The following is a 24,272-nucleotide window of genomic DNA, read 5'->3' on the forward strand; positions in this document are numbered from 1 at the left end:
CAGGTTGTAGATGCCATGGGAAATCAGCATGTCTTCCATTGTCGTGCTCCTTAGCCGTTCTTACGGACGACCTTGCCGTCGCGGCACATCAGGCAGGCCGCGACGATGTCGTCTTCGAGGTTGATGACCAGTGCGCCGTCCCTGTCGAACAGCAGCTTCGTGAAGTCCAGGAGGTTGCGCGCGTACAGCGCCGAAGCATCGGCACCCAGCAGGGCCGACAGGTTGGTCGGGCCGACAATGGTCACGCCGTTCTCCTGCACCACTTGGTCGGCGACGGTCAGCGGGCAGTTGCCGCCCTGCGCAGCCGCCAGATCGATGACCACCGAGCCGGGCTTCATCTGCGCCACGGTTTCGGCGCTGAGCAGGGGCGGCGCTTTGCGGCCGGGGATCAGTGCGGTGGTGATGACGATATCGGCCTGCTTGGCGCGTTCATGTACCGCCTGGGCCTGGCGTTGCATCCAGCTGGCCGGCATTGGCCGGGCATAGCCGCCGACACCTTCGGCGCATTCACGCTCTTCGTCGGTCTCGTAGGGCACGTCGATGAACTTGGCACCCAGCGACTCGATCTGCTCTTTGACTGCCGGGCGCACGTCGGACGCTTCAATCACCGCGCCCATGCGCTTTGCCGTGGCGATAGCCTGCAGGCCGGCAACGCCTGCCCCCAGGATCAGCACGCGCGCGGCCTTAACGGTACCGGCGGCGGTCATCAGCATGGGCATGAAGCGTGGATAGTAATGAGCGGCCAGCAACACGGCCTTGTAGCCGGCGATATTAGCTTGCGATGACAGCACGTCCAGACTCTGGGCACGCGAAGTGCGTGGCGCGGCTTCCAATGCGAAAGCAGTGATGCCCCGTTCGGCCATCTTGTCGATGAGCACGCTGTTGAAGGGGTTCAGCATGCCTACCAAGATGCTGCCGAAGTTGATCAAGTCTAGTTCGTCCTCGTTGGGTGCATTCACCTTCAAGATTAGCTCTGCGCCATAGGCATCCGCAGCAGTCCCCAGGGAGGCTCCGGCATCACTGTATGCACTGTCGGGAATTGCGGCTTTAGCTCCTGCCCCAACTTCAACAATGACTTGATGCCCCTGAGCCAAATATTTTTTGACTGTTTCTACAGTCGAGGAAACGCGTGTTTCCCCGGAGTGAATTTCTTTTGGAATACCGATCAGCAAGGCAGGATCCTCACGTAATTAGGCATGCAACCGACCGGTCACATAGCACCTTATTATTTTATTTAGCCACCAACCAGGAATGATTATTGTGAGTTTTTAACAACAACGCTCAGTAGGAAATTGCAGAATTTCAGCTGAAAACTTAGGATGCACCCAGTCTTCGATCAAGACCCCTGATGCCATGAGGCTTGCGTGCCAATCGGGCGTCACATCGCAGAGCCAATTCACTGGCCCATTCAAAATCACTTCACCCGTGCAGGGGCGAATCATAAAATTTTTTAGCCGAAGATCGATATCACAGGATGTATTAGTGACGTACTTAAATAACAACTTTCGTAAGGCTTGAATGCTTCGCATAGTTCGTGGATAGACCGGAGCTCGGTTTAAATTCGCCAGCAGCTTGCACTTCTCAGTTAAAGTTGAATAGATGAGGCCTTCCGGAGAACCTGTCAGAGAACGCAGCACATCCTGGATTTCACGATATGCTGCGGGCGAACTGGAAAGAGGATGCAACATTTCCATTTCCGCCAGCCACAGATAATCCGGGTAGAAGGGATCATGCTGGTAAATCGCGACAGCACCATAGTTTCTGAATATTTTTGCCACACCATCAATAGCATGCTGCTTTGCTTTAACCGAAAAATCGTGCCCTGCATTATCTATAGACAAGTGATACACCGAAACAGGTGTGCTACCTTCGAAAGTCAAGCTAAAACCACCGCTTGCCAGCAAAGCCTTACCGTTTAATAACGATGAGGTTCTCACTTGCTTGAACACGTCACCAGAAAAGATTTGCTGCTCGACGATGTGCATATCTCCCTCCGACTCGAATAGAAATCACCTAATTGCCGCTCTAACGTCTCAGCTTGGCTTACCTGCAAGCGCCTTAGCGTGATGGCGCAGATGATCATCGATGTAGGACGCTACAAAGTAATAGCTATGGTCGTAACCGTGATGAATTCGAATATTAGCTTCATGCCCTGCGTGAGTAGCGGCCGAAGCTAAAGTCCCCGGTTTCAGTTGGTTGTGGATAAATTCATCATCGGCACCTTGATCGATCAAAAGCGGTAGTCGCTCCGAAATTTTGCCGATGAGTTCAGTGGCGTCCCAGTCCTGCCACTTATGGGTATTATCACCCAACATCAGGCCGAAAGCTTTCTGCCCCCAAGGTACCCTGGTTGGGTTAGTGATCGGTGAGAAGGCAGAAACAGACTGATAGCGCCCGGGGTTTCGGAAGGCGCAGACCAGTGCACCATGGCCGCCCATGGAGTGTCCGCTGATGCCCCGTTTGTCGGAGACAGAAAAGTGCTCTTCAATGATTTTCGGCAGCTCTTCTACTACGTAGTCATGCATCTGATAATTCTTAGCCCAAGGTTCCTCAGTAGCATTAACATAGAAGCCCGCCCCAAGCCCAAAATCCCAAGCTTTTTCGGCGTCGTCAGGAACGTGATCGCCTCGAGGGCTGGTATCTGGGGCGACAATTACAAGGCCTAACTCTGACGCGAGTCGATGCGCCCCCGCTTTTTGCATGAAATTCTCGTCGGTGCATGTCAACCCCGACAACCAGTAGAGCACCGGTACATTTTTACCCTTCGCCTCAATGTTGGGCGGAAGATAGATACCAAACGTCATTTCGCAACCGAGTGTTTCCGACTGATGCTTGAATCGATCGTAATAACCATCAAAGCTTCTTTGCGAAGAGATCTTAGTGATACTCATAGAACAACCCTCATTTCAACCAATAAAGTGAAAGCAAGGTGTTCGGCAAAAAATTGAATGCCAAACACCTACTTAATTTTATGCACTGATCTGCTGAGCGGAACTATCAAGCGCGGATGACGTCGGAAAAACCCCTGACATCACGGTGAAACCAGGCAAGCGTTTCACGCGATCTACCCAACGGCGAATTGCGGGGTAGTCCTCAAGTGACACGCCTCCTTCATCGGCCAGGGCGATATAGGGGAAACAAGCGATATCGGCAATCGTTGGATGCAACGAACTGCAGATATATTGGAGGCCCTTCAAATCCCTGAACCAGAGATGCTCATCCAAAATCCTAAGCAGATCATGAGCACGATGACGGCACGCCTGTGCATCGAAGTCGAAGAAGAAAAGGTCGTGAAGACGTGCGGCGGAGATTGTGCTGGTCAAACCATCGGCAAATGCCATCCACATTTGCACTTCCGCCATCAAATCAGGCCGAGTAATCGGGTACCAGTAACCCGTTTTGTCATATTGAGTGGCTAGGTAGACCAGGATTGCCTGTGCATCGCGCAAAACAAGTTCGCCATCACGTAGTGCCGGAAGCTGGCCAAGCGGATTGACTTTAAGAAATTTTTCCGACTTATGTTCGCGAGACGGATAAAACTCCACTGGTTCCGTTTGATACGCCACGTTAAGGATTGACATGAATAGTCTTACCTTGTAGCAGTTTCCGGAGAGCTCGTAGTCATAGAGTGTAATCACGGTTTAGGCCTCACAGGTCGAGAACGATTTTCTTGGATTTGCAGCGCGATACGCACGGCATGATCCACTTGCCACTTTCCCGTTCTTTTTTAGAAAGGTAGGTGTCGTGGTGCTCGATATCTCCCGAGACAACCGCCGTCATGCAGGTACCACACACGCCCTGCTCGCAAGACGCCTCGATCTGAACGTTGTTGTCCAAGCATGCCTGCAACAGTGTCGAGCCGGACGGTACAACAAAACTGTGGCCAGTTTTGCTCAGTTCAACCTCGTACTCTTCATCAGAGACAGGCGTATCGTTCTTCTTGCTGAAGAACTCGAAACGGATGGAGTCTTCTGCAACACCGTGCTCAAGTGCGACTGCAGAGACCGTTTCGATCATCGGCTGAGGGCCACAGGTGTAGACATCAATACTGTTGGGCTCATGCTCCCACATGATGTCAGCCAGCTTAGCCCTGGTCTCATCGGGGCCAAGACCGAAATGTAGATTCAGGCTCGCACCTAACGCAGTGAGGCGATCCTGGAAAGGAACATGCTCAGCACCACGCGCAAAATAGTGGATTTCAAATGGCGTACCTTGCTGGCTCAGTGCTTGGGCCATACACAAGATTGGAGTGATGCCGATACCACCTGCGACGAGGATGGGACGCTTACCTGTCGGTACGAACGGGAATCCGTTCCGAGGAAGCGTCAGTTTCAACTGCGTCCCCACTTTCACGAGCTCGTGCATTGATTTGGAGCCACCGCGTGACTGCAGCTCCTTCTTAACGCCGATGATGAAGGACTCTTGCTCATCGGGCGCGTTCACCAATGAATACTGCCTAATGCAGCCGTCAGGCGTGGTGATGCTGACATGCATCCCGGCACTGAACGCCGGGAGGGGATAACCGATGGGCTTGAGCCAGTATGAGTTAATATCGCCGGTTTCTTGTGTGCGAGTCACCACCTCGCAGAGATATTGAGTAGGTGGTGCTTTGCTCAGGTTTTCCTTAACCGCCTCTACTTCCTCAATGGTTTGGTCACTGATGTCCTTGATGGTAATCAGCTCAGCGGTCTGTGCTTCCGCGAGCCTACGAATCGAGTTCATCGCGAATGCAAAATTCTTCTGAAGCTCATATCCTGAGCGGCCTGGCGTCAGAACCTGTGCATGAACAAGCGTTTTGGTAATCGTAGCGCGCTGAAGGTAGAGGTGGATTGCGACAGCCCCCGTCTTCGTCACCAGGATCGCCCGGTCTTGTTGCATGGTCTTCAGGTGCAGGTCGTCGACATCACTGACTCCAAACACATCGACAAAAGCTGTCAGGTTTGAACGCAGCACGCTAATCAAATTGTCGATTTCAGTACCGACTACAGTGCTGTGGAGGTTGGTTTTGACTGCGTTGACCAACTGGGCATCATCAAGAATGGAGATCGGCTCACCCGCTGGCTGCCCCAGTGAAGTCCAAATCAGACCATGCTTCTCCCGAGCTGGGAACGAGTTGACACGCGCCTTGCTTGGCTCGGTCGCTTCACGGTGAGCAGGTACGAACGTGCATCCGCCGGTTCCGGTTTCATACGTCCATCCATGGTACTGGCACCGCAGCTCAGTACCAGTATTCGCCCCCAAAGTAAGGCGCAGACCACGATGGGGGCAGCGATTCTCCCACACGTTTACCGCACCATTATCGTCTCTCCAGACTGCCATTTCTTGCCCCATAAGGGTTGCATGGAACACATGGCGCTTGGGCAGATCCTCAGGAGTGGCAATCGGAAACCACTGATTCAAGTCAACTTTATTCACGGCACTTACCTCTTTATCGATTCTTGTTATTCAGTCCCGCAGAGTTCCGTACTGCACGCCTTTCTCTCGCATCCAGCGCCGATATGCGGTTGCCAAGACATCAGCCCGAACTGGGCTTTCTCGGCTAGCAGCCAATGGAAGTCGCTTCGGCACCTGGTTGATCAAGATCATTAGATCCTGGCCAAAAATGGTTTGCTGAAAATGTCGAAGTTGCTGATCGGAGTTCACTTCGTCCACGTAACACATAATCGTATGGGCAATACACCAGTCTTCATCGACAGGCTGAATGAACAATCCGAGCGCATCCCAACGCTCTGGTTGCGGTGGGCAGGTTTTGTAAAGGATCGCGGAGTAAGGACGCGTGATCCGATAGATGTACTGCATGTCGATTGGCTCAACAGCCGTTGCGGAGCCTTTCGGTTGGGGAAACCTACATTCCGTGGCGAAGATTTCGTCCTTCTCTTCATCGTGGTGAACCTTGTAGGGCTCCACTTCAGTCAGCGGTTCAGCTCCGAGGATATCGGTATGCACAAACGGGAAATGCGCCATATCCAGGAAATTTTCAATCGCCCGCAACCCGGACACGTTCACCCGAACAGAACCTGCGCTCACAACACGGCGATCAGGCTCGTTGAACTCAGGTATATCGAACATTTCGGTTGGTTTTTCCGCGAAGGAAAGCCAAAGCACGCCGTAAATTTCCTTGGCATGGATATGCTTAATATCTTCTGGCCCCTGCTCCCACAACGCAGTCACACCCTCAGCGCTTTTTACATAGCTGACTGTGCGGCCTAACAGCCGGCATCGATAGCGTTTGTCCGAGGCCACGTCATCCAAGGCGGCTACTGGGTGCCAATCATTGAAAATCACTTCGTCAACAGACATTCAGAATACCTCTGGTTTCTCACATCGCCTAACTGGTATACCAGAAAGGCGCTTGAGAATTGCACCTGGCAAAGCGCTGCCTGGTAATGCGAAACTCTCAAGCGACTGGATGGATTAGAGCGTCTTACCCTAGCTAACGGCTACCAGGGTGAGTTACTCACAATTGATTGCGATACTGAGTGATGAACTCGGCGCCCTGTTCTTTTTTGGCCAGGTGAACAGCCATTCGCTCTGCATAGAGCTCCCGAACGAACTGAGCGACCAGGCAGCTATCAGCAAACATGTCGTATTTCCAACCGGTGCCATAGGCTGCCAGGTTGATGTTGTCGATGGTCATGAGTCGAAGGCTGCTGTTGTCTTCGGTGATGTAGCTATCAATGACCTTACGAATCAGTTCCTTGGTTGGTGCAAGTTTGTGGGCATGCCAGAAATCGGTATGCCACTCACCCGCTTTCGGATTGCTGAATGGGTACTGGATTGAGCGACCAGGACGGTCATAACCTAAACCGTCCCATGGGCCTGTTTCACCAGCCCACCAGTTACGCGGCCCATTGGGGGCTGCTGAGCGTACCTGGGCCCAATGCACGGTATTACGAGCCAGCCACTCGTCCGCATAGCTGTCGTCGTTGAAAGGATCAAGCCGGCGAGTACCGTCCTGATCTCCCCGCAGTTGCGCCACAGCAATCTCAACCTCGTTCTCTACCTTGAAGATGCAGTGGCTGTAGTCCATACAAATGTTGAAGGGGATACCGTGGCGCTCGACGATGTTGGCCACCTTCGACACTCGACGTGGATCCTCAGACCACATATCTACGTGGTTCTCGAATGTCACAATGACGCCCTGCTTCTCAGCGTACTCATAGGCGTTGAGGTAAGAGATTGCCACCTCTTCGTCAGTGATGTAGTGACCGTCAGCATGTTTGGCCCAAACCATCAGATTGTGATACTTCGCTCCCACCGCCAGGGTCTGATCGATGTTCTCACGGATCTTCTGCTCGTCCGCCCCAAGGGTGTATGTCCAACTGCCGCTGTACACTGGCAGCGAGTAGGTCTGACTTGCCTTGATGTACTCATCGAGTTCCGAGGAGCCTACAGGGATACGGTCAACGAAATCCCACAGCCCCGACTCTTTCTGAAGTCGGAACTGTTCCATAATCGGAAGTTCATGATCAGAAACCGGTTTGCTTATGGACGAAGGCTGTACACCACGGCCGGCACACCCAAGCAAAAACATTTTTTTCATTATTGTTCTCTCTTGTTGGAAAAATGACTGGTTAGACTTCCGCTTCCTTGGCAGCTGCAAGCAGTGAGCTTTCCACCACTTCCTTGCTTCCAAAGCCGTTGAAAAATATGTTGAGCACGACTGCACAGATAGCCGTCAGCAACACTGGACTCTCCAGGATGGGCGCCATGTCTTTTGGCAGTCTTGAGAAGAACTGCGGCGATACCACTGGAATCATCCCAACCGCAATGCTGATGGCGACGACATACAGGTTTTTGTTGTCGGCAAAACTGACCCTGGACAAAACCTTGATCCCGCTCGCCGCTACCATTCCGAACATCACCAAACCCGCGCCGCCCAGAACGTAGGGAGGAATAGATGCGATGACCATAGCCACCTTAGGGAAGAGAGCAAGGAGCACTAGAATCAGTCCAGCCAGCGCACATACCCAACGACTCTTTACGCCGGTGATACTGATCAGACCGATGTTCTGAGCATAAGAGGTGTAGGGGAAGGTATTGAAAATCCCACCCAATGCAGTGCCTACGCCGTCAGCCCGAAATCCACGCACCAGATCCTTTTCAGTTACGTCCTTCTCCACAACCTCGCCCAGGGCGAGGAACATGCCGGTGGATTCGATGAAAGTGACCAGCATCACAATGCACATAGCCACAATGGGCCACAGGCTGAATTGAGGGACACCGAAATGGAAGGGAATGACCACACCCACCCAAGGCGCGGTATGCACGTCCTTAAAGTCGACTTGACCCGCTCCAAACGCTAGGAAGAATCCAAACATCAGGCCAAGCAGGATGGAGATGTTGGACAGGAAGCCTCTTGCAAACCGCACAATCAGCAGGATGGCAACCAGCACGGCAGTGGCAATCGCGATGTACAAGGGGTTACCGAAGTCTGGGTTGCCGTAACCCCCTGCCGACCAACTAGCCGCCACAACCATCAGCGACAACCCCACCGCCAAGATTTCAGTCCCTGTCACTACGGGCGGGAAAAACCTGATGATTTTCCCAATGAAAGGTGCCACCAGGAATCCGAAGATACCTGCCGCTATGGTCGCACCGAAAATCTGCAGCAACCCTGCCTCCGGGTCGGTGCCGATTGCAATCAATGGGCCGATAGCCGTGAACGTAACACCCATCATGACTGGCAGGCGGATGCCAACGTTAGCAAAACCAATGCACTGAATCAGCGTTGCGATGCCACATGCGAAAAGGTCAGCGTTAATTAGGAACGCGATTTGGTCTTTAGGCAGCTTGAGCGCTGCGCCCAGGATAAGAGGAACGGCGACAGCGCCCGCGTACATCACGAGCACGTGCTGCCACCCCATGAACATCACCTTGAAAAAACTATTTTTCTTCTGCAGGGCTAATGATTGCATGAGTCGGTACCCAAGCTAATAATTATAGTCAACCGAACCACTGGTTAGATGGTTCTTTGGGAGTGTGCCGTCAACTTAAAGACGGCACTTTGCACGCTGCACGCCAGTTAAAGCTTATTGCTCTTCTTCCATGACAGTGGTAAGAACCGACTCACGGAAAGCATCACGACCATCAACGGCCGCTAACGAAAGCTCTTTGTGCCACTTTCTAAACTGAATCGATACCTTGTCAGTCGCAACAGAAACCTCAGAAGTCTGAATTTCCAATGGCCACTGCGATTCGATAACCGGCTGGTCTTCTTCAAGCACTCGTTTCTGGAAAGCCAAATGCATGTGATCAGGCTGATTATCTTTTTCCCGTACGATAATCATGAAGTTCCGGCATGTTTTATCATCCACCGGGCTCGCTGTTGTCCAAAGGATGAAGCGAGAATCATCTTTCCAGAGCTTGATTTCCAGATTGACTGAATATGGCATGGTGCAACGGTAATCGAAGTCACCCATAGGGGCTTCGGGCGGAATACCTTTCATCTCGCGAGGTGGAGCAAGTTTGAACTGCATCTCGCCATTGACACGATTGACGTAAACAGTCGGATGGCTAGCAAAGAATGGATCGTAGAGTGTGCCTGGATGCACAAACGCAAAGTGCGAAAAGTCAGTGAAATTTTCCCAACGTCGCTCTGCAACCGTGTTCCAAACATACGAGTCAGCGACAATCACTTGCATGTCCGGATTATCGAAGTCACTCAGATACGGGATCTGTGTACAATCAAAGCTGTTGTCCAGCCTTACCCAGATGATCCCATATTTAGCCTCGCAGTCATAAGCGTGAATTTTAGCTCGAGGAGAAATGCTCTTGTCTGGACATGCAGGTATCAGCTTACAAGCACCTGCCTCATCGTACCGCCAACCATGGTACGGGCACTCCAGGTAGTCATTTCCGGCATGACTGCATACGCGACCAATCGACAGCTGTGCTGAACGATGCGCACAACGATCTGCTGCGGCTACCAGCTTCGAGTTCAATCGCGCCAATACAAGTCTCTCACCCAGCAGGGTCACACCCATGGGGCCATGGCCGCTGGGGTTGGCACGCTCAAATTCGTCGACGGTGCAGACTGGATGCCAGAAATGGCGAAGGTAGGTTTTGTCCTCTAGCAAGGGCTTGATTTGATCGTTCACGTGTGAGTCCTCAGGGCTAGGTTGCTGGTTATTGTTCTGTACCAAAGGCGCCTATACGGTTCACCAGATTGCCTATCTGGTATACCAGTCTAGCTGGTGCTTTTCGCAAGCAGCGCTTTTTCTGCTTGGCGGTATGGGTGATTTGGAGACAAAAATAGCAGCAGTTTCTGTGCCAAACTAGCTATGCTGTGAATGGGTAACGTGCTATCCCACTGAAAAATAGAAACATTTTTCGAACGTTGCACACCATAAGCGAGATTTTATGTATACAATTTTCCGTAACCATGTGCACCGTTCCTGTTTCGTACGGTGACAAGGCTGTAGCCGTGTTACATTTTGGTGCTATGGTCGCTATCCGATCGCCCCATCACTGAGCAGTAAGGCGCACAACAGGTACTTCAATGCTGACCCAAACAATTGTTACGGCCATATCTGACGCGATCTACCACCGCCGCCTTCCGCCAGGTACGAAACTGAACGAACGTGAAATTGCTGAGCTGTTTAGCGTCAGCCGCACAGTCGTCCGACAGGCACTGATTAGGCTGTCGCAGGACAAGCTGGTGGAGATTTCCCCCAAACGATCCACTAGCGTCTGGTGCCCAACCTTCGACGACGCGTTCGAGTTGTATCAGATGCTTCTGGTACTTGAGAGCGGAGTCATCGATCAATTGATCCAGTGCATTACAGAGCCACAGTTGCAGGAGCTTCGGGCCCACACCGAGAAAGAACATACCGCTCATCGATGCGGTCTGGAAGACGAAGGGGACAAGCTTGGACGTGGCTTCCACTCGCTGCTGATTTCCTTCCTAGGCAACAACACAATTGATCAGATTCACTCGCAGCTTCGCCGCCGCGAGGCGTTGATTAATGCTCTCTACCGAGTTGGCTTCGACTACTGCAAACTCCGAAACGAACATGCAGAACTGGTAAAGTGCCTCGAAAATAAAGACGCGCCTGCAGCCAAGGAGCTTCTCGCATCTCATTACAACCTTGTGATCAAGGGCTACAAATTTGACGCAGCACGTACTCCCGATGTGAACCTAAAATTTGCTCTTCGGATATGAACAAGGGGGCTTTACGCCCCCTACCTTTAGAAGTTGTACTTGATCATCGCGCTTGTGACGTTCTGATTGGTATTGTAGCTGCTGGTATTCTCAATCCCATATTTGTTAGACCAATAATCATATTCCACACCCACGTAAAACTTCCTCGGCACTCCCCAGGCGACCTTCCCGAGGTCGTACTTTATTTGCGGATTGAAATGAAAGTTATGTTTTAAACCGTATTTATCTCCAATGACCCAATCAATATAGCCATCAATTAGTATATCGCTTCGACCAACCGGCACCGTATAAGACCATACCGGGGTAACCTGCCATCCACCCATGCCCTCCCCACCTTCAGGTTTTCGGTAGTAGAAATTCAACATGAAATAATCGAACCCTGGCAAGTTCAGATCAAAACCTGGCCCCACCAGATAATTAACCTGATCATCACGACCTCGACTTCTGTTGTTATCCCATTCAACTGTTGTCGCTACAAGGACGTCTTTGATCACCCCCCAACTGAAATCCCTTCCAGTGATTTTGGAAAGCGAGAACCTCGGGGAGTATTCAGAATATATACCATGATGACCGTCATAGTCAGTTTTGGCACCTGGATACCAATAATTGTCAATGAAGAAAAAGAAATCTCCCCACGCCCATCCACTGGTGTGTTCAAAAGTTATGATCTGCATCCGCCTCGGATCGACTTTAAAATCTTTACCATATTGATAACTGATACTTTCCTGATGCCACAGCAGCATATCCCCTGCTCCAGCCAAAGGAGCCATAGACGCTGCAATAGTGAAGCACGCTATCTTTTTTATTGATTTCACTCACTCACTCCTCATCGCCTGACCTACGAGTCAGGATTTGCCGAGAGCAAGATCCAAGCCACCTGTGAAATCACTCGTTGCTTAGCAATACAACCAAAATTGTATACAATCCATAAATTGATACCAAAACCCACATCTGAGGTTTAGATCCAAAGCAAAAAAGACCACTGGTAACGACCCATGTAACCATTTCATTCATTCTCATGGGTTAAATCCCCACTTTTTAATTCATTAAAAATCCGTTCAGATTTTTATTACCCCCCTCCTGTCTCTGAATCTTTGAATGATTCGCACTACATCAGTGCAGGCGCTACCACGGACGGTAACAAATTGGTGCCATTACGTTTCTTTTAGCGCCACACCGTTGCAAAGCTTTGAGTAGAAAGCCCTATCTGAAAACTTAGCAGTTACTCTAAAAGTCAATGAGACACCGCAACTCGCCGCACCGCCATTCAAATGGTTGACACCAAAGTCAAAAATCGCCTACCTTTCTGGTGTACCAGATTAGCAGTCTGATGTACCAGCGGTTTGATTGGTGTAAATATGCAAATAATAAATATTTACCCTTTCTGTGAGTAGAAGTAGGAGACATAGCATTCGGCATTGCCGGATCGCTACAAACATAACAACGTCATCCACAAAGGCTACATACATGGAACAGGCAATCATTAATAATGATCGTGAATACCTTCGCCATTTTTGGCACCCAGTTTGTACGGTCACAGAGCTTGAAAAAGCTCATCCGTCAAGCGTGGGGCCCCTTGGCGTCAAGCTACTAAATGAGCAGCTTGTGATCGCTAAGCTTGGGGGCGAATACGTCGCAATGCGTGACCGATGTGCGCATCGATCAGCAAAGCTTTCACTGGGAACCGTCGCGAACGATCGCTTGCAGTGCCCATATCATGGGTGGCAGTACGACACTCAAGGTGCCTGCAAGCTAGTGCCGGCGTGCCCAAACAGCCCAATTCCCAATCGAGCCAAGGTCGATCGCTTCGATTGTGAAGAGCGCTATGGTTTGATCTGGGTGAGACTGGATCCAAGCTTTGATTGCACTGAAATTCCATACTTCAGCGCAGCGAGCAATCCCAAACTGAGGGTGGTAATCCAGGAGCCGTACTGGTGGAATGCGACAGCTGAACGCCGTTGGGAAAACTTCACAGATTTTTCCCACTTTGCATTTATTCATCCAGGCACGTTGTTTGACCCAAACAATGCTGAGCCCCCCATTGTGCCCATGGATCGGTTCAAGGGACAGTTCCGGTTCATTTATGACACGCCGGAAGACATGGCTGTTCCTGACCAGGCTCCGATTGGTTCCTTCTCCTACACCTGCAGCATGCCTTTTGCAATTAACTTAGAAGTATCTAAGTACACCAGCAATTCATTGCACGTGCTATTTAACGTTTCATGCCCAGTAGATGATAGCACTACGAAGAACTTCCTGATTTTTGCAAGGGAAAAAGCGGACGACTCGGACTATCTTCACATCGCCTTCAACGACTTGGTCTTCGCTGAAGACAAGCCGGTTATTGAGTCTCAATGGCCGAAAGACGCTCCAGCTGACGAAGTATCTGTTGTCGCCGACAAAGTCTCAATCCAGTATCGAAAATGGCTTCGCGAATTGAAGGAAGCGCATAGGGAAGGAGCAGAAGCGTTCCGTAGTGCTTTGCTGGACTCGGTCATAGAAAGTGATCGTAGCTACACCTGATGGTAATGGGTGGCGCAATGCGCCACCTTTTTTTTAGGCAAAAAAAGACGGCCTCCTAAGAGGCCGTAAAACTCGCTGCTACGTCCGAAACTAATTAAGGCTTTTTGAATGAATATACAGCCAGTTTGTTGCCATCCAGGTCACGCACGTATGCCGCGTAAGCGTGTTCAGCCCAACCGCGCTCGCCTGGAGCACCTTCGTCCTTCCCACCTGCTTTCAGCGCTGTAGCATGAAATGCGTCGATGGCTTCACGGGTAGGAGCTTCAAAGCTCACCGTTACTCCATTGCCCACCGTAGCGGCTTGGCCGTTAGCAGGGTTGAGCACGAAGAACGAAGGCTTATCTACGCCCCATATGGATCCGTTGTCGCCAAGATCAGCTACACGCTTAAGGCCGATTGCCCCAAGCACATCGTCATAAAAAGCCCTGGCTTTCGACAGGTCGTTGGTGCCAACAGTGACATGCGTATATACGGACATACCTACCTCATCAAATTTCAGTCAGAAATGAATGACGGTGCGAATGCTCTTACCTTCGTGCATGAGATCGAAGGCGTCATTGATTTGCTCAAGGCCCATGGTATGGGTGATGAATTTGTCCAGCGGAATATCACCGGACTGCGATTTGCTGACATAGCTGGGCAATTCGCTACGGCCCTTCACGCCACCAAAAGCGGAGCCACGCCATACTCGTCCGGTGACAAGCTGGAAAGGTCGGGTCGAAATTTCAGCGCCAGAAGGTGCGACACCGATGATTACGGACTCGCCCCAGCCTTTGTGACAGCACTCAAGCGCCGCGCGCATCAGGTTTACGTTACCAATGCACTCGAAGGAGTAATCCACTCCTCCATCAGTGAGCTCAACGATGACTTCCTGGATCGGGCGGTCGTGCTCTTTAGGATTTATGAAGTCCGTGGCACCGAGATCTCTGGCGATATCGAATTTGGCAGGATTGATGTCGATCGCAATGATACGACCAGCGCCTGCCATCTTGGCGCCGATGATGGCGGCGAGACCGATACCCCCCAGGCCGAAGACTGCGACGGATGCTCCTTTTTCAACCTTGGCTGTATTCAGTACAGCACCAATGCCGGTGGTCACGCCGCAGCCAAGCAAGCACACCTTCTCAAGCGGTGCGTCCTCAGGAATTTTGGCCAAGCTGATTTCCGGCAGCACCGTGTATTCGGAGAAGGTCGAGCACCCCATGTAGTGATAGATCGGCTCACCCTTGTAGCTAAAGCGGGTCGTCCCATCTGGCATCAACCCTTTGCCCTGCGTAGCGCGTACCGCTTGGCAAAGGTTGGTCTTGCCCGACTTGCAGAATTTGCACTCGCCGCATTCGGCTGTGTAGAGAGGAATTACATGATCCCCCACTTTGAGGCTTTTCACGCCCTCACCGACGGCTTCAACAATACCGCCCCCTTCATGACCCAGGATACAGGGGAACACACCCTCCGAATCTTGGCCCGAAAGCGTATAGGCATCGGTATGGCAGACACCGGTAGCAATGACGCGTACCAGGACTTCACCGGCCTTCGGCGGCTGTACATCTACCTCCACGATCTCGAGAGGTTGATTGGGCCCAAATGCTACAGCTGCTCGTGACTTTATCATTGTCATCACCCATGGTTCTGAACGAGGTTGAGTCAGCAGCTTACGCGTCGGATTACGATCGTGTTGCCTCAAACCCCGTCACTGGCCGCCAAAATGACGTTGTTTCAGGACATCGGAGAACGCTGTATGACCTCCTCTGACACCCCCAAAAAATCGGTAGAGATCATCATCTACCCAGGCTTCAAATCATTCGAAGCCATCGGCCCGATGACGGTATTCACCTACGCTAATAAGATTCTGGAATCTCAGGGCCTTTCTTCCGGATACGATGTCTCGATCCGTTCGACTTCAATCGGCCCGATCACCTCCGACACGCTCATGGCACTCGGTGCGACCAAAGACTTCTCGATGGACTGCGACGCTAACTCCATTCTCGTCGTGGGTGCTCACAACATCGACGACGCCGTCCGAGAGAATGCCCAGATCGTCGAGTGGATAAAGAAGACAGCGCCCACTACAAGCCGCTTTGCAGCTCTGTGCTCCGGCGCGTTTTTCCTTGCTGCGACTGGTCTGCTGAATGGGAGACGTGCCACCACTCATTGGCGAATGGGTGATAGCTTCTTGCTGCGCTACCCACAGGTAACCCTAGACATCGACTCCATCTACGTGCGCCATGACAACTACTGGACTTCGGCAGGCGTCAGCGCTTCGGTAGATTTAGCTCTGGCATTCGTAGAGGAAGACTTCGGCCATCAGCTCGCGCTAGCCGTTGCACAGGATCTGGTGATCTTCCTAAAGCGACCTGGCGGGCAATCCCAGTTTAGTGCAAACCTGATAAGCCAGAAGACCCAAAACTCGCTCATGCGCGAGGTGCAGCAATGGGTGCTTGAGAACCTGGATAGCAAAGTATCGGTTGGTGTGATGGCCGAACGTGCCGCCATGAGCAATAGGCATTTCACTCGGGTTTTCACTAAAGAGGTTGGGGTGTGCCCTTCTGAGTTTCTCGATCAGTCTCGCATTGATCACGCGAGGCGACTGCTCAGCGGAGGCACCCTCCCGATGAAAACTGTGTCGGTCATGAGTGGCTTTACCAGCGCCGATCACATGCGGCTGGCGTTCAAGAAATTCCTATCGGTATCACCTAAAGAATACCGAGATCGCTTCACCAAAACTTGATTGGGAGCCCGGGTGCAGCCCCTCCATCGCTCTTGGGAGCGTATAAGAGGTGGTCTTACGTCCTTCGCTGAGGTTCGCTCCCCCGGGAAGATCTGGTGTCTGTACCCGCAATCGAGCCCATCTTCGGCCACAGCAAATTGCCAGGCGGGCAGCCAATGGCTCGCCCGGCCTTTTTGAGTCTTCGCGGTCACCGGCGAACCTCACCAACCCCATCAATCAGGACTAAGTAATTCTTGCGATTGAAGCGCTTCGGTCGGATCGATGTGTACTACAGCAGCTATCGCTCAACCCGACGCTTGAGCAGTCGAATCACATTTCCGATTTGCACAGGTATCCTATGGTATCCACTCCCAGAGCAAGCTCTGCAACCGCTCACACCTGGCCCACCTAGCCGGCAATTTGCTATTAGTGGTAGCTTTGGGTATTCAGAGCCACCGCTCCCCTCTCGCCCGTTCCGCTAGAGCCCACGCGGTCGCCCCTTTGAGCCACTTTCGCGATACAGGGATGTCATGGGAACTTCCAGTCCATCGAACAAAGGTGGGCCTGCTGCAAGGCAAGGCTTCAAATACCAGGATCATGTCGCAGTCAGCTTCATTCTGAAAATGCTCAGCGACAGTACCTACACCCAAGTCGAGTGCGAAACAGCTGACGATATCGTCGCGGTCTTTCAGCATGAGGGACAGACCGTCCATGAGTACATCCAGGTCAAAACGACCGAGGGTGACGGCAAATGGAACTGGAAGGAAGTGACGACGCTTGAGAACGGACGACCCGAAACCTCGCTCCTGCAAAAATCGCTTAAGTGCGATGTCCGACCTGGGCCAGCCCGCTTCCGCATCGTGACTAAGCGTGATGCAGCCAAGATCCTTGACTGCTTCAAGATAGAGCTCGAGCTCCGGACAGCAGAAAATACTGCAGAACGTAGCGACGCTTTGACCAAGAAATTCAAGAAGACCCTATCTCTCCAGCAGCGCGACTTCGCCTACTGGGCAGTGAATTTCGTATGGCAGGTATACGGCGATGTCATGGCACTGGAGTCGATCAATATCAAGGCGCTTGCGAAGCTAGCCGAAAAGTATGGCAACCGCCCCAGCTACAGTCAGCTTCAACACATCTATGATGTGCTGCTTGAGTTGGCTGATAAGGCAGCGACGGCTGACGTAAAGACCAATGCTGCCACCAAAGTAATCGGCCGGGATTCCACCCTTTCTCTCCTCAAGCAACTATTAGAAGAGGCGGATGATCGGGCGAGCGCTAGTGCTAAGCCCTATAAGAAACGGCCAGACCCATTCTTGGTTGAATTTCATGCCAATACCGAGGCTGGCCTGCTGCGATCTGTATCGGCATTCGACGTACGATATGCTTTGAAGCAATGGCGGTGCGAGGCATTTGCCAAACACCTGACCGAGTGGCTGCCAGAGTTTTCGCTCAAGGCCAGTGAAATCGTGAACATCCAGGCACACAACGCTGAATCGTTCATCGCCCGCTCCATCAGTGCCTTTAACGATCACGACCTACCACGCGACAAGCTTGTTGCTGAGCTCATTCTGCACGCGATACTGCGTAGCCGAGAAAACAGCGAGCCAGTGGCTTGCAAGGTGTTTTATAAGGCCAAAGGCAAGCTTTCCGAATTCGGTAATGCCCATATCGTTAGACACCCAGGGCAACACGACCAGCTCTGGTTGGGTATGGCGCACCTGATCGAGGTCGGCGATATGGAGAGTACATTGGAGAAAATCTGCAGTGTGCTGGATGCCACCATTACGGAAACCGCTCTTTCGGAAGAACGCGAAATCGTCATCAATTTGCGTGAGCCGCATCATCACCAGCCCAATGCCGAAGCGTTCAACAATGCCTTGCACCGAAACGCCCCAGTAGACGACATGCTGAACGTTATGTGCTTCCCCATCCTACTGACCTACGACAGCGATGCGCTTGCGTCAGGCTGGTTGGCTGAGTACGTCAATAACCTGAAGACTGAGATCCTTGCGCACTACGGCGCGTTGATGACACGACTTCCAGAGAACGTGGAACAAGTGAAGGTCGCGGTCTTCCTGGTGCCGATGGAGAGCATCGCGAAGCTCATCCAAGCTTTCGATCTGCGTTGTTCGACTCTCGAAGCGTTGTAGGTCTCAACTACTCCCAATCGGTGCTCAGCGTTGCCAAATAAAGACGTTCACTGACCCTCGCCGGGGCAAAGCTCAGCAGCTCCAAGGTCACCAAGGAAAGAAATGGCCATGAATTACCCTACCGTCAAAGCTAACCTGGCTCGATTCGGTGAGGACGGTGTCTCCAAAACCGACGTACTGCTTGAGATTAACCGGATCGTCAACCGGGGCGGCCCCGTTGAATGGGAGGGCCGGGATTTGGTCATCCGCGCCCTCGACCAATTCGATTCGTTCGATGGGGTCGAGAAATCGCTGCTGCTCAACATGGTACGCACCGTCGGCTTGTTCCCCTACATCACCGATCACCTGGGCAGCATGGGCCTCTCTGACCGCTTGGCCTATGAAGCTCATCGAGTGGATGGCCTAGAAGAAGGGATGGTCTTCCACCACCTCCAAGCACACGTCTTCAGCCTCATAATGCAAGGGCGTAACGTGGTATTGAGCGCGTCGACCAGTGTTGGCAAAAGCCTCGTGATTGATGCCGTCCTGGCTCAACGCTGCTTCAAGAAGGTCGTTGTGATTGTCCCGACCATTGCACTGATCGATGAGACTCGTCGCCGGCTGGTGAAGCGATTCAAGGAATTCAACCTCATCACCCACCCCAGCCAAGAAGCGGATGCCAACACGACCAACGTTTACCTGCTGACACAAGAGCGCGTCATCCAACGCGAAGACTTGGGCGACGTCGAGTTCTTCGTAGTCGATGAGTTCTACAAGATCGATTTGGCAAGCGACAAAAGCGGAAGCACCCGCGCGGTAGATCTGAGCCTAGCGTTCCACAAGCTCGCCAAAAACGGGGCCCAGTTCTACATGCTCGGCCCCCACATTCAGCGGATCACCGGGCTTGATAGCTACGAATACAACTTCATCCCCTCCGACTTCAGCACCGTGGCGGTCGACATCCAGCACTTCAATATCGCTATGCGCTCGGAAGAGCGCCAAGCCAAGCTGCTTGAGCTCGTCGCGACACTTGGCTCTCCTACCTTGATCTACTGCCAAGCGCCGGCCAGTGCAAACCGTGTCGCGCAACTGCTGATCGACAATGCAGGGCTTTCAGAGCTGGAAGAAACGCGAGAGGTCGCGGCCTGGATTGCCAAGCACTACCATCCACTTTGGAACGTCGCCAAAGCAATATCGCTCGGGATCGGCATCCACCACGGTGGCGTTCCACGCGCCCTACAGCAGTACATCGTCAAGCTGTTTAATGAAGGTACGATCAAGCAGATCATCTGTACATCCACGATGATTGAGGGCGTCAACACGACCGCAGAGAATGTGATCATCTACGACCGCCGCCTTAAAACCTCGAATTTTGACTGGTTTACGTACAAGAATATTTCTGGGCGCGCTGGCCGTATGAAGAAATACTTCATCGGCAAAGTATTCATGCTCGAAGAGCCACCTGTCGAACAGGGCCTGACAGTGGAGTATCCAATCGGGCATCAGGACGATCGCTCTCCCATGGGCCTGCTGATGCAGCTGGAACACGAATACCTGGCAGACATCTCTAAGGGTCGGCTTCAAGAGGCATACTCCAACACCATCCTTTCACAGAGCACCCTGATCGAGAACCGGCACATCCCAGTAGATCGGCAAATCGAGGTCGCTGAAAGGATCATCCGGGAACTCGACGATGCGCGGTTACTACTCACCTGGAGAGGCATTCCCGAAACATCGAGTCAGCTGAATTACCTATGTGAGCTGGTTTACGACCTCGAAGGCGGAAATCTGATGGAATACGGCGTTTCGTCAAGCCTTCAGTTGGCTTGGCACATTCACGAGATCCGGACGAAGAAGCATCTTCCCTCCTACCTGCAGCAAGCTGTCGAAGACCGCAAGCACAACCAATCCCCGAGCGAAGCCATCAACCTGCGTTTGAAATTTCTTCGGAGCATGGTGTGCTTCCGCCTACCTCGCGACATCATGGCAATCAGCAAGATTCAGGACGATGTGTTCGTCAAACGAGGTATAGAGTCTGGAGACTTCAGCTTTTTCGCTGAGCAGTTGGAGAATCTATTCCTTGACCCTCTGCTCACCGCATTGGACGAATATGGCATACCAACCCAAATTTCGACTCAGATCAAAGATGAAATTCTACCATCGGATCATCTTAACGAGATGCTGGGTAAACTACGTTCGATGGCACCACGCGTGCATCGGCTACGCCTGAGCAGCTTTGAGAAGAACCTGGTGCACTGGGCTATCGCAGATATGTGAGATTGGCAGTTTCTAGGAAGCCTGGCGCGATTCAGCATAGCCATTCTGGCCGTCAGGCAGTCCAAGGCAGACCGGAAGCTGCTCCCTATGATTAACGAAGAGATGGGATAGGTGCGGGCATATTGTTGCTATGGCCGCCGAGTGATCGCAGACTGCCGACACCTACCTCATCGCGACCCGGAAGGTTTATCCAACCGATTCGCCGGTAAATGCTCGAATCAATTCGAGCTTTAAGCTTGCTTTGCTGCCAAAAACGCCGCAGTCCATAGCTGATCGGCCAGCCATTCACTTTCAGTTGGGGTGAATCTCCAGTCAACCCACCCAAACTTGAGCATGATCGCATCCTTGTGGGGCATGATTGAAATATCATAAATAGCCTGACTCTTGTCCTCAAAAGCCACTTGTGGGGCCGGATCATGGAATACCCCGCTTGCGACAAAGGCAGGCCCAAAACCTTGGTGACGTAGCTCAGCAGTTCCAGCCTCGGGCGCTGGCAGATTGGGCAGAATTAGTTGAGTCCATTGGCCAATCGAGTCGAGGAGATCGAGCGTTTTCCTCTCATAGGAATTCGTTAATGACACTCCAAGGTGCCCAATAGCCTGTATAAGGCATGCAGCTACCTGATGGGCTTGATATGGCGTAAAGGCAACGCAAAATTTATGTAACAGTACCTCTACGAGGCCAGTCTCCTTGAGGCTTACTGAAGTATCGTAGGTCTCAGCAGTATCAAGGAATTTGAAAATCGAGGTGGCGCTGAAGGTAGCCGTGGATTTGCAGCACTGATTATTGATCATAACGCTCTCAAGATAAGACCATATCTATCCAAAACGGTAGGAATTGGCAAACCTTGAGTGAAAACTTAGCTATTTTCTGAAATATTTTGCTTGGAGTGGCAACTCATGCTCTGAGGCAGACGGCAACATCAAAAAACAAGACGAAAAAAAGCCCCAATTAAGGGGCTTTTTCACGCCTCTCGATAATCCATATCGTAGATAGCGGCTTTTCATGGAGATCGGAGGTCTTACCGTTACAAGCTGCAGTGTCCGTGAGCGCCCCACTTCAAGATGGGGCCAGTTTAATCAAATAGACGCTGGCAGGTCAAACAATTTCTCTCGACCTTAAATATTCCCCATTACCAAAGGCAGATCACAAAATATAGGAACCCGTGGACTTAACAGTATGCTCTAGATACCCTGATAGATCTGGCATCACGTGAATTTTTTATCACGCAGCCAATGGATTATATGTTTTCATGAATCAGAAATATCGCAAGGCTGGACTTCCCCTCAAGCAAGCGGAGCGCGCAGGCCAGGAAGGCCGGAGGCGAAAAGGATCGAAGCCCGAAAGGGCCGAGCCTTGGCTCGGTGCACGAGAGCCTGGCCGCTTCAGCGGCTCGCCCAAGCAATTTTCCTACTGCAAGCGTCGCGGAGTCAGGTGATTTGAGTCACCTACGAACCTCCAATACTCGCGCAAGCTCCGACGCCCTCCATCGGGGCGAAAAGTCGCGATGACGTAGCGGCTGTTTTCAGTAGTTAGCACCCAAAACCTACCTTCCTTGGAAACGTCCAGAACATCAGACGTGCGGATGATGTGACCATCCGCAAATCGGCCCAACGAGTCTTTCCTGGCGTGCCCAAATACCACTCCGACAGCTGCTCGTGCTTTGATAAATACGCCGGTGAGGTAAGCCGTGACAGGCATGTTGAAGCCTTGTTTTTCGGCCTTGATAATTCGCCGAAGATCGAAATCAGAATGGCGCTTGCCGTGGTACTCGACTGCTACGGTATCAATCATTTTTGCTCCAATGCCTAAACCTTCCAACCCACTTGGGTAGATCATGCTCGTCATGCTTGTACCGGCTAGTCCGCGTTAGGGCGAATCATGCTGGGTTGGAAAATCAGCGTCCGATCAGCGAGGCTGCTCACGTCGAACGCCTCATCCCGTGCCGTGTGGTACACGAGCCCACTCCCCACCGTCAGCACGCTAACAGAGCAGTCATGCGCGTCGTGGCCAACCAGCGCATACTCCAGAGGCTCCATCTTCCAGTCGCCGGATCCATTCATGTGCCCCGGGGTAACGACCTGGATACTCTTCACGTATGCGTCGTCAGACTGGGTGACCAAGACTCTCTGTAGCAGCCGCTCATCATCAACCATCAAGGCGTAGCGACCTCGCCTCTCACGACCATCCAGCTCAACAGTGACGTGGTAGTAATGCGTTTCCATGTAGCGCGTCACCGCATACCACATGCTCTCCCCCTCACCGAACATGCCAGGCACGCCTACCCTATGGCTCTCGATCGTTCTAAACATCAATTGTCCCGAAATGCTGGGGCACCGAGGCGGAGCCCTAAAAGAAAGAGAAAATGGCTTTGAGGCTCGCGGTCTGACCATGCCCCTGGCCAAGCAGTACGTAAACGGTGTTTCTGGTCTCAAAGAAGACCCCATCACTGAAGGCCCTGCACATGCTGCTACGAACCCAATCACCAGGATGGAAACGATGTTGGCTGTCCTCAACCACCCTGTGAGCAAACAGAATGAGTGGCAGATGCCCCGCAGAGTGAACCCTCAAAAGCTCGTCTGAGGTCAGGTCGGCCTTGAAAACCCACCAATCTTCAACCAGGCAGTAAGGCTTGCCAGGGAAGCTAGCACGCACCTCAGTCACCACCGCATCACGACTGCCATCTGTGCCATGCATCAGCACCGCTTGACCGCTACCCATCGCATCCACGATGGAGATCTCGTCCACTGCTGCTGCCTCCTAGCCGGCAATATTCACCAAATGCATCCACGGAGCGCCAGGCATAGCTCCCGAAACGCTTGACCTGAGGCCACTTGCTTGGTGCAGAGGTGAAACCAAACCAATCATAATACGGATGATAGACCGTGTTATGATCGGACGCAATGTGGCTCCATCCCCGCTTCGACATGGGGGAATTGATGGATCCGACAGAAACATTGGCAGCGGTTGTTCGCGGCGTGCGAAGAAGCAAAGGGCTGTCTCAGCACGATTTTGCCGGCATTGATCTGTCCTATATGGGAAAGATTGAGCGCGGAGAGGTGAACATCAGTGTCGATCTGCTGAACCGGCTCGCTCAAGGGCTGGGCTTGGAGCCGGCTACCCTGCTCTTACTGCAAGCATCCCCTGACCTGGTACTGATTGATCACGGCCTTGAACGGGTGGTAACCCAGATCATTGAGCTGAAGCACAACGGAGCCATCGAGCACATCTCTCAGGCTCTGGCCGAGCGCAATGAGCCAGGTGGACGGCCTTTGAGCATGGGTTCGGAGCAGAAAATCAGTGCTGCACAGCAGCTACGCTCTCAAGGTGTGCCAGTGGTAAAAATTGCCAGGGAGCTTGGGTTGTCCGAGGCGACGGTACGTAGGTACTTGAAGAGAGCGGTTCAGAACAAGGGCGATTCGGCCGAGTAACCTCGCGTATACCCTGCAGTAACTGAGCAGTTGAATTTCGC

General features: G+C 52.2%; 22 protein-coding genes. 6 read left to right on the top strand and 16 right to left on the bottom strand.

Annotation, left to right across the window (positions count from 1 at the left end; genetic code table 11):
• Positions 1–50: 50 nt before the first annotated feature.
• The 9 genes from BLX42_RS08660 to BLX42_RS08700 all read right to left on the bottom strand — a co-directional run bounded on the left by BLX42_RS08660 (position 51) and on the right by BLX42_RS08700 (position 10,100).
• A complete protein-coding gene (locus BLX42_RS08660; RefSeq protein ID WP_161871572.1) occupies positions 51–1,172 on the bottom strand; it encodes a Re/Si-specific NAD(P)(+) transhydrogenase subunit alpha in 1,122 nt (373 codons plus the stop codon).
• 96 nt (positions 1,173–1,268) lie between these two features.
• A complete protein-coding gene (locus tag BLX42_RS08665; RefSeq protein ID WP_161871573.1) occupies positions 1,269–1,985 on the bottom strand; it encodes a hypothetical protein in 717 nt (238 codons plus the stop codon).
• A 48-nt stretch (positions 1,986–2,033) separates the two neighbouring features.
• Entirely contained in the window at positions 2,034–2,891 is an 858-nt protein-coding gene (gene fghA / locus BLX42_RS08670) for an S-formylglutathione hydrolase (protein ID WP_161871574.1), read from the bottom strand.
• A gap of 78 nt (positions 2,892–2,969) precedes the next feature.
• Entirely contained in the window at positions 2,970–3,638 is a 669-nt protein-coding gene (locus tag BLX42_RS08675; RefSeq protein ID WP_161871575.1) for a glutathione S-transferase family protein, read from the bottom strand.
• A gap of 10 nt (positions 3,639–3,648) precedes the next feature.
• The gene (locus tag BLX42_RS08680; protein ID WP_161871576.1) at positions 3,649–5,415 is read right to left on the bottom strand and encodes a Rieske 2Fe-2S domain-containing protein; all 1,767 of its coding nucleotides are present in this window, start codon (positions 5,413–5,415) and stop codon (positions 3,649–3,651) included.
• A 30-nt stretch (positions 5,416–5,445) separates the two neighbouring features.
• Complete coding sequence (locus tag BLX42_RS08685) at positions 5,446–6,300, bottom strand: aromatic ring-hydroxylating dioxygenase subunit alpha (RefSeq protein WP_161871577.1); 855 nt, start codon at positions 6,298–6,300, stop codon at positions 5,446–5,448.
• 157 nt (positions 6,301–6,457) lie between these two features.
• The gene (locus BLX42_RS08690; RefSeq protein ID WP_161871578.1) at positions 6,458–7,543 is read right to left on the bottom strand and encodes a sugar phosphate isomerase/epimerase; all 1,086 of its coding nucleotides are present in this window, start codon (positions 7,541–7,543) and stop codon (positions 6,458–6,460) included.
• Positions 7,544–7,574: 31 nt separating this feature from the next.
• Positions 7,575–8,918: a nucleobase:cation symporter-2 family protein gene (locus BLX42_RS08695; protein ID WP_161871579.1), complete on the bottom strand. Its 1,344-nt coding sequence runs from the start codon at positions 8,916–8,918 to the stop codon at positions 7,575–7,577.
• A 114-nt stretch (positions 8,919–9,032) separates the two neighbouring features.
• Positions 9,033–10,100, bottom strand: a complete 1,068-nt coding sequence (locus tag BLX42_RS08700; protein WP_161871580.1) for an aromatic ring-hydroxylating dioxygenase subunit alpha — start codon at positions 10,098–10,100, stop codon at positions 9,033–9,035.
• Between the two features lie 401 nt (positions 10,101–10,501).
• Here BLX42_RS08700 and BLX42_RS08705 point away from each other — a divergent pair, with 401 nt between their 5' ends.
• On the top strand, positions 10,502–11,164 hold the full coding sequence (locus tag BLX42_RS08705; protein WP_161871581.1) for a GntR family transcriptional regulator: 663 nt from the start codon (positions 10,502–10,504) through the stop codon (positions 11,162–11,164).
• 26 nt (positions 11,165–11,190) lie between these two features.
• Here the strand turns inward: BLX42_RS08705 and BLX42_RS08710 are convergent, their stop codons facing one another.
• Positions 11,191–11,934, bottom strand: coding sequence for an outer membrane protein OmpK (locus BLX42_RS08710; protein WP_161871594.1), 744 nt, complete (start codon positions 11,932–11,934; stop codon positions 11,191–11,193).
• A 697-nt stretch (positions 11,935–12,631) separates the two neighbouring features.
• Between BLX42_RS08710 and BLX42_RS08715 the strand changes: the two genes are divergently transcribed.
• Complete coding sequence (locus BLX42_RS08715) at positions 12,632–13,687, top strand: aromatic ring-hydroxylating dioxygenase subunit alpha (RefSeq protein WP_161871582.1); 1,056 nt, start codon at positions 12,632–12,634, stop codon at positions 13,685–13,687.
• 94 nt (positions 13,688–13,781) lie between these two features.
• On the opposite strand, the gene BLX42_RS08720 is transcribed toward BLX42_RS08715, so the two are convergent.
• Positions 13,782–14,165, bottom strand: coding sequence for a VOC family protein (locus tag BLX42_RS08720; protein WP_161871583.1), 384 nt, complete (start codon positions 14,163–14,165; stop codon positions 13,782–13,784).
• A gap of 21 nt (positions 14,166–14,186) precedes the next feature.
• A complete protein-coding gene (locus tag BLX42_RS08725; protein WP_161871584.1) occupies positions 14,187–15,299 on the bottom strand; it encodes an S-(hydroxymethyl)glutathione dehydrogenase/class III alcohol dehydrogenase in 1,113 nt (370 codons plus the stop codon).
• Positions 15,300–15,359: 60 nt separating this feature from the next.
• Between BLX42_RS08725 and BLX42_RS08730 the strand changes: the two genes are divergently transcribed.
• From BLX42_RS08730 to BLX42_RS08740, 3 genes are all read left to right on the top strand, one after another.
• The gene (locus tag BLX42_RS08730) at positions 15,360–16,415 is read left to right on the top strand and encodes a GlxA family transcriptional regulator (RefSeq protein WP_256671947.1); all 1,056 of its coding nucleotides are present in this window, start codon (positions 15,360–15,362) and stop codon (positions 16,413–16,415) included.
• Between the two features lie 509 nt (positions 16,416–16,924).
• Entirely contained in the window at positions 16,925–18,544 is a 1,620-nt protein-coding gene (locus BLX42_RS08735) for a dsDNA nuclease domain-containing protein (protein WP_161871585.1), read from the top strand.
• A 108-nt stretch (positions 18,545–18,652) separates the two neighbouring features.
• Positions 18,653–20,800 carry a DEAD/DEAH box helicase gene (locus tag BLX42_RS08740; protein WP_161871586.1) on the top strand — a complete coding sequence of 716 codons (2,148 nt, stop codon included), beginning with the start codon at positions 18,653–18,655 and terminating at the stop codon, positions 20,798–20,800.
• Between the two features lie 230 nt (positions 20,801–21,030).
• Here BLX42_RS08740 and BLX42_RS08745 read toward each other — a convergent pair whose 3' ends face one another.
• From BLX42_RS08745 to BLX42_RS08760, 4 genes are all read right to left on the bottom strand, one after another.
• Positions 21,031–21,594 (bottom strand): hypothetical protein, encoded by a 564-nt coding sequence (locus BLX42_RS08745; RefSeq protein ID WP_161871587.1) that lies wholly within the window; start codon positions 21,592–21,594, stop codon positions 21,031–21,033.
• A 616-nt stretch (positions 21,595–22,210) separates the two neighbouring features.
• On the bottom strand, positions 22,211–22,594 hold the full coding sequence (locus tag BLX42_RS08750; protein ID WP_161871596.1) for a hypothetical protein: 384 nt from the start codon (positions 22,592–22,594) through the stop codon (positions 22,211–22,213).
• A 65-nt stretch (positions 22,595–22,659) separates the two neighbouring features.
• Positions 22,660–23,112 (bottom strand): hypothetical protein, encoded by a 453-nt coding sequence (locus BLX42_RS08755; protein ID WP_161871588.1) that lies wholly within the window; start codon positions 23,110–23,112, stop codon positions 22,660–22,662.
• A 37-nt stretch (positions 23,113–23,149) separates the two neighbouring features.
• Positions 23,150–23,548, bottom strand: coding sequence for a hypothetical protein (locus BLX42_RS08760; RefSeq protein ID WP_256671948.1), 399 nt, complete (start codon positions 23,546–23,548; stop codon positions 23,150–23,152).
• Positions 23,549–23,739: 191 nt separating this feature from the next.
• Between BLX42_RS08760 and BLX42_RS08765 the strand changes: the two genes are divergently transcribed.
• A complete protein-coding gene (locus BLX42_RS08765) occupies positions 23,740–24,231 on the top strand; it encodes a helix-turn-helix domain-containing protein (protein ID WP_161871589.1) in 492 nt (163 codons plus the stop codon).
• Positions 24,232–24,272 lie beyond the last annotated feature (41 nt).

The organism is Pseudomonas sp. SG-MS2 (genome assembly GCF_009933855.1).
Taxonomy (GTDB): domain Bacteria; phylum Pseudomonadota; class Gammaproteobacteria; order Pseudomonadales; family Pseudomonadaceae; genus Aquipseudomonas; species Aquipseudomonas putida_E.

Coding starts and splice junctions, on each gene's coding strand:
- BLX42_RS08665 (WP_161871573.1), bottom strand. CDS start 1,985: ATGCACATCGTCGAGCAGCAAATCTTTTCTGGTGACGTGTTCAAGCAA.
- BLX42_RS08695 (WP_161871579.1), bottom strand. CDS start 8,918: ATGCAATCATTAGCCCTGCAGAAGAAAAATAGTTTTTTCAAGGTGATG.
- BLX42_RS08710 (WP_161871594.1), bottom strand. CDS start 11,934: ATGGCTCCTTTGGCTGGAGCAGGGGATATGCTGCTGTGGCATCAGGAA.
- BLX42_RS08745 (WP_161871587.1), bottom strand. CDS start 21,594: ATGATCAATAATCAGTGCTGCAAATCCACGGCTACCTTCAGCGCCACC.
- fghA (WP_161871574.1), bottom strand. CDS start 2,891: ATGAGTATCACTAAGATCTCTTCGCAAAGAAGCTTTGATGGTTATTAC.
- BLX42_RS08705 (WP_161871581.1), top strand. CDS start 10,502: ATGCTGACCCAAACAATTGTTACGGCCATATCTGACGCGATCTACCAC.
- BLX42_RS08765 (WP_161871589.1), top strand. CDS start 23,740: ATGGATCCGACAGAAACATTGGCAGCGGTTGTTCGCGGCGTGCGAAGA.
- BLX42_RS08725 (WP_161871584.1), bottom strand. CDS start 15,299: ATGATAAAGTCACGAGCAGCTGTAGCATTTGGGCCCAATCAACCTCTC.
- BLX42_RS08715 (WP_161871582.1), top strand. CDS start 12,632: ATGGAACAGGCAATCATTAATAATGATCGTGAATACCTTCGCCATTTT.
- BLX42_RS08690 (WP_161871578.1), bottom strand. CDS start 7,543: ATGAAAAAAATGTTTTTGCTTGGGTGTGCCGGCCGTGGTGTACAGCCT.
- BLX42_RS08685 (WP_161871577.1), bottom strand. CDS start 6,300: ATGTCTGTTGACGAAGTGATTTTCAATGATTGGCACCCAGTAGCCGCC.
- BLX42_RS08735 (WP_161871585.1), top strand. CDS start 16,925: ATGGGAACTTCCAGTCCATCGAACAAAGGTGGGCCTGCTGCAAGGCAA.
- BLX42_RS08755 (WP_161871588.1), bottom strand. CDS start 23,112: ATGTTTAGAACGATCGAGAGCCATAGGGTAGGCGTGCCTGGCATGTTC.
- BLX42_RS08750 (WP_161871596.1), bottom strand. CDS start 22,594: ATGATTGATACCGTAGCAGTCGAGTACCACGGCAAGCGCCATTCTGAT.
- BLX42_RS08740 (WP_161871586.1), top strand. CDS start 18,653: ATGAATTACCCTACCGTCAAAGCTAACCTGGCTCGATTCGGTGAGGAC.
- BLX42_RS08720 (WP_161871583.1), bottom strand. CDS start 14,165: ATGTCCGTATATACGCATGTCACTGTTGGCACCAACGACCTGTCGAAA.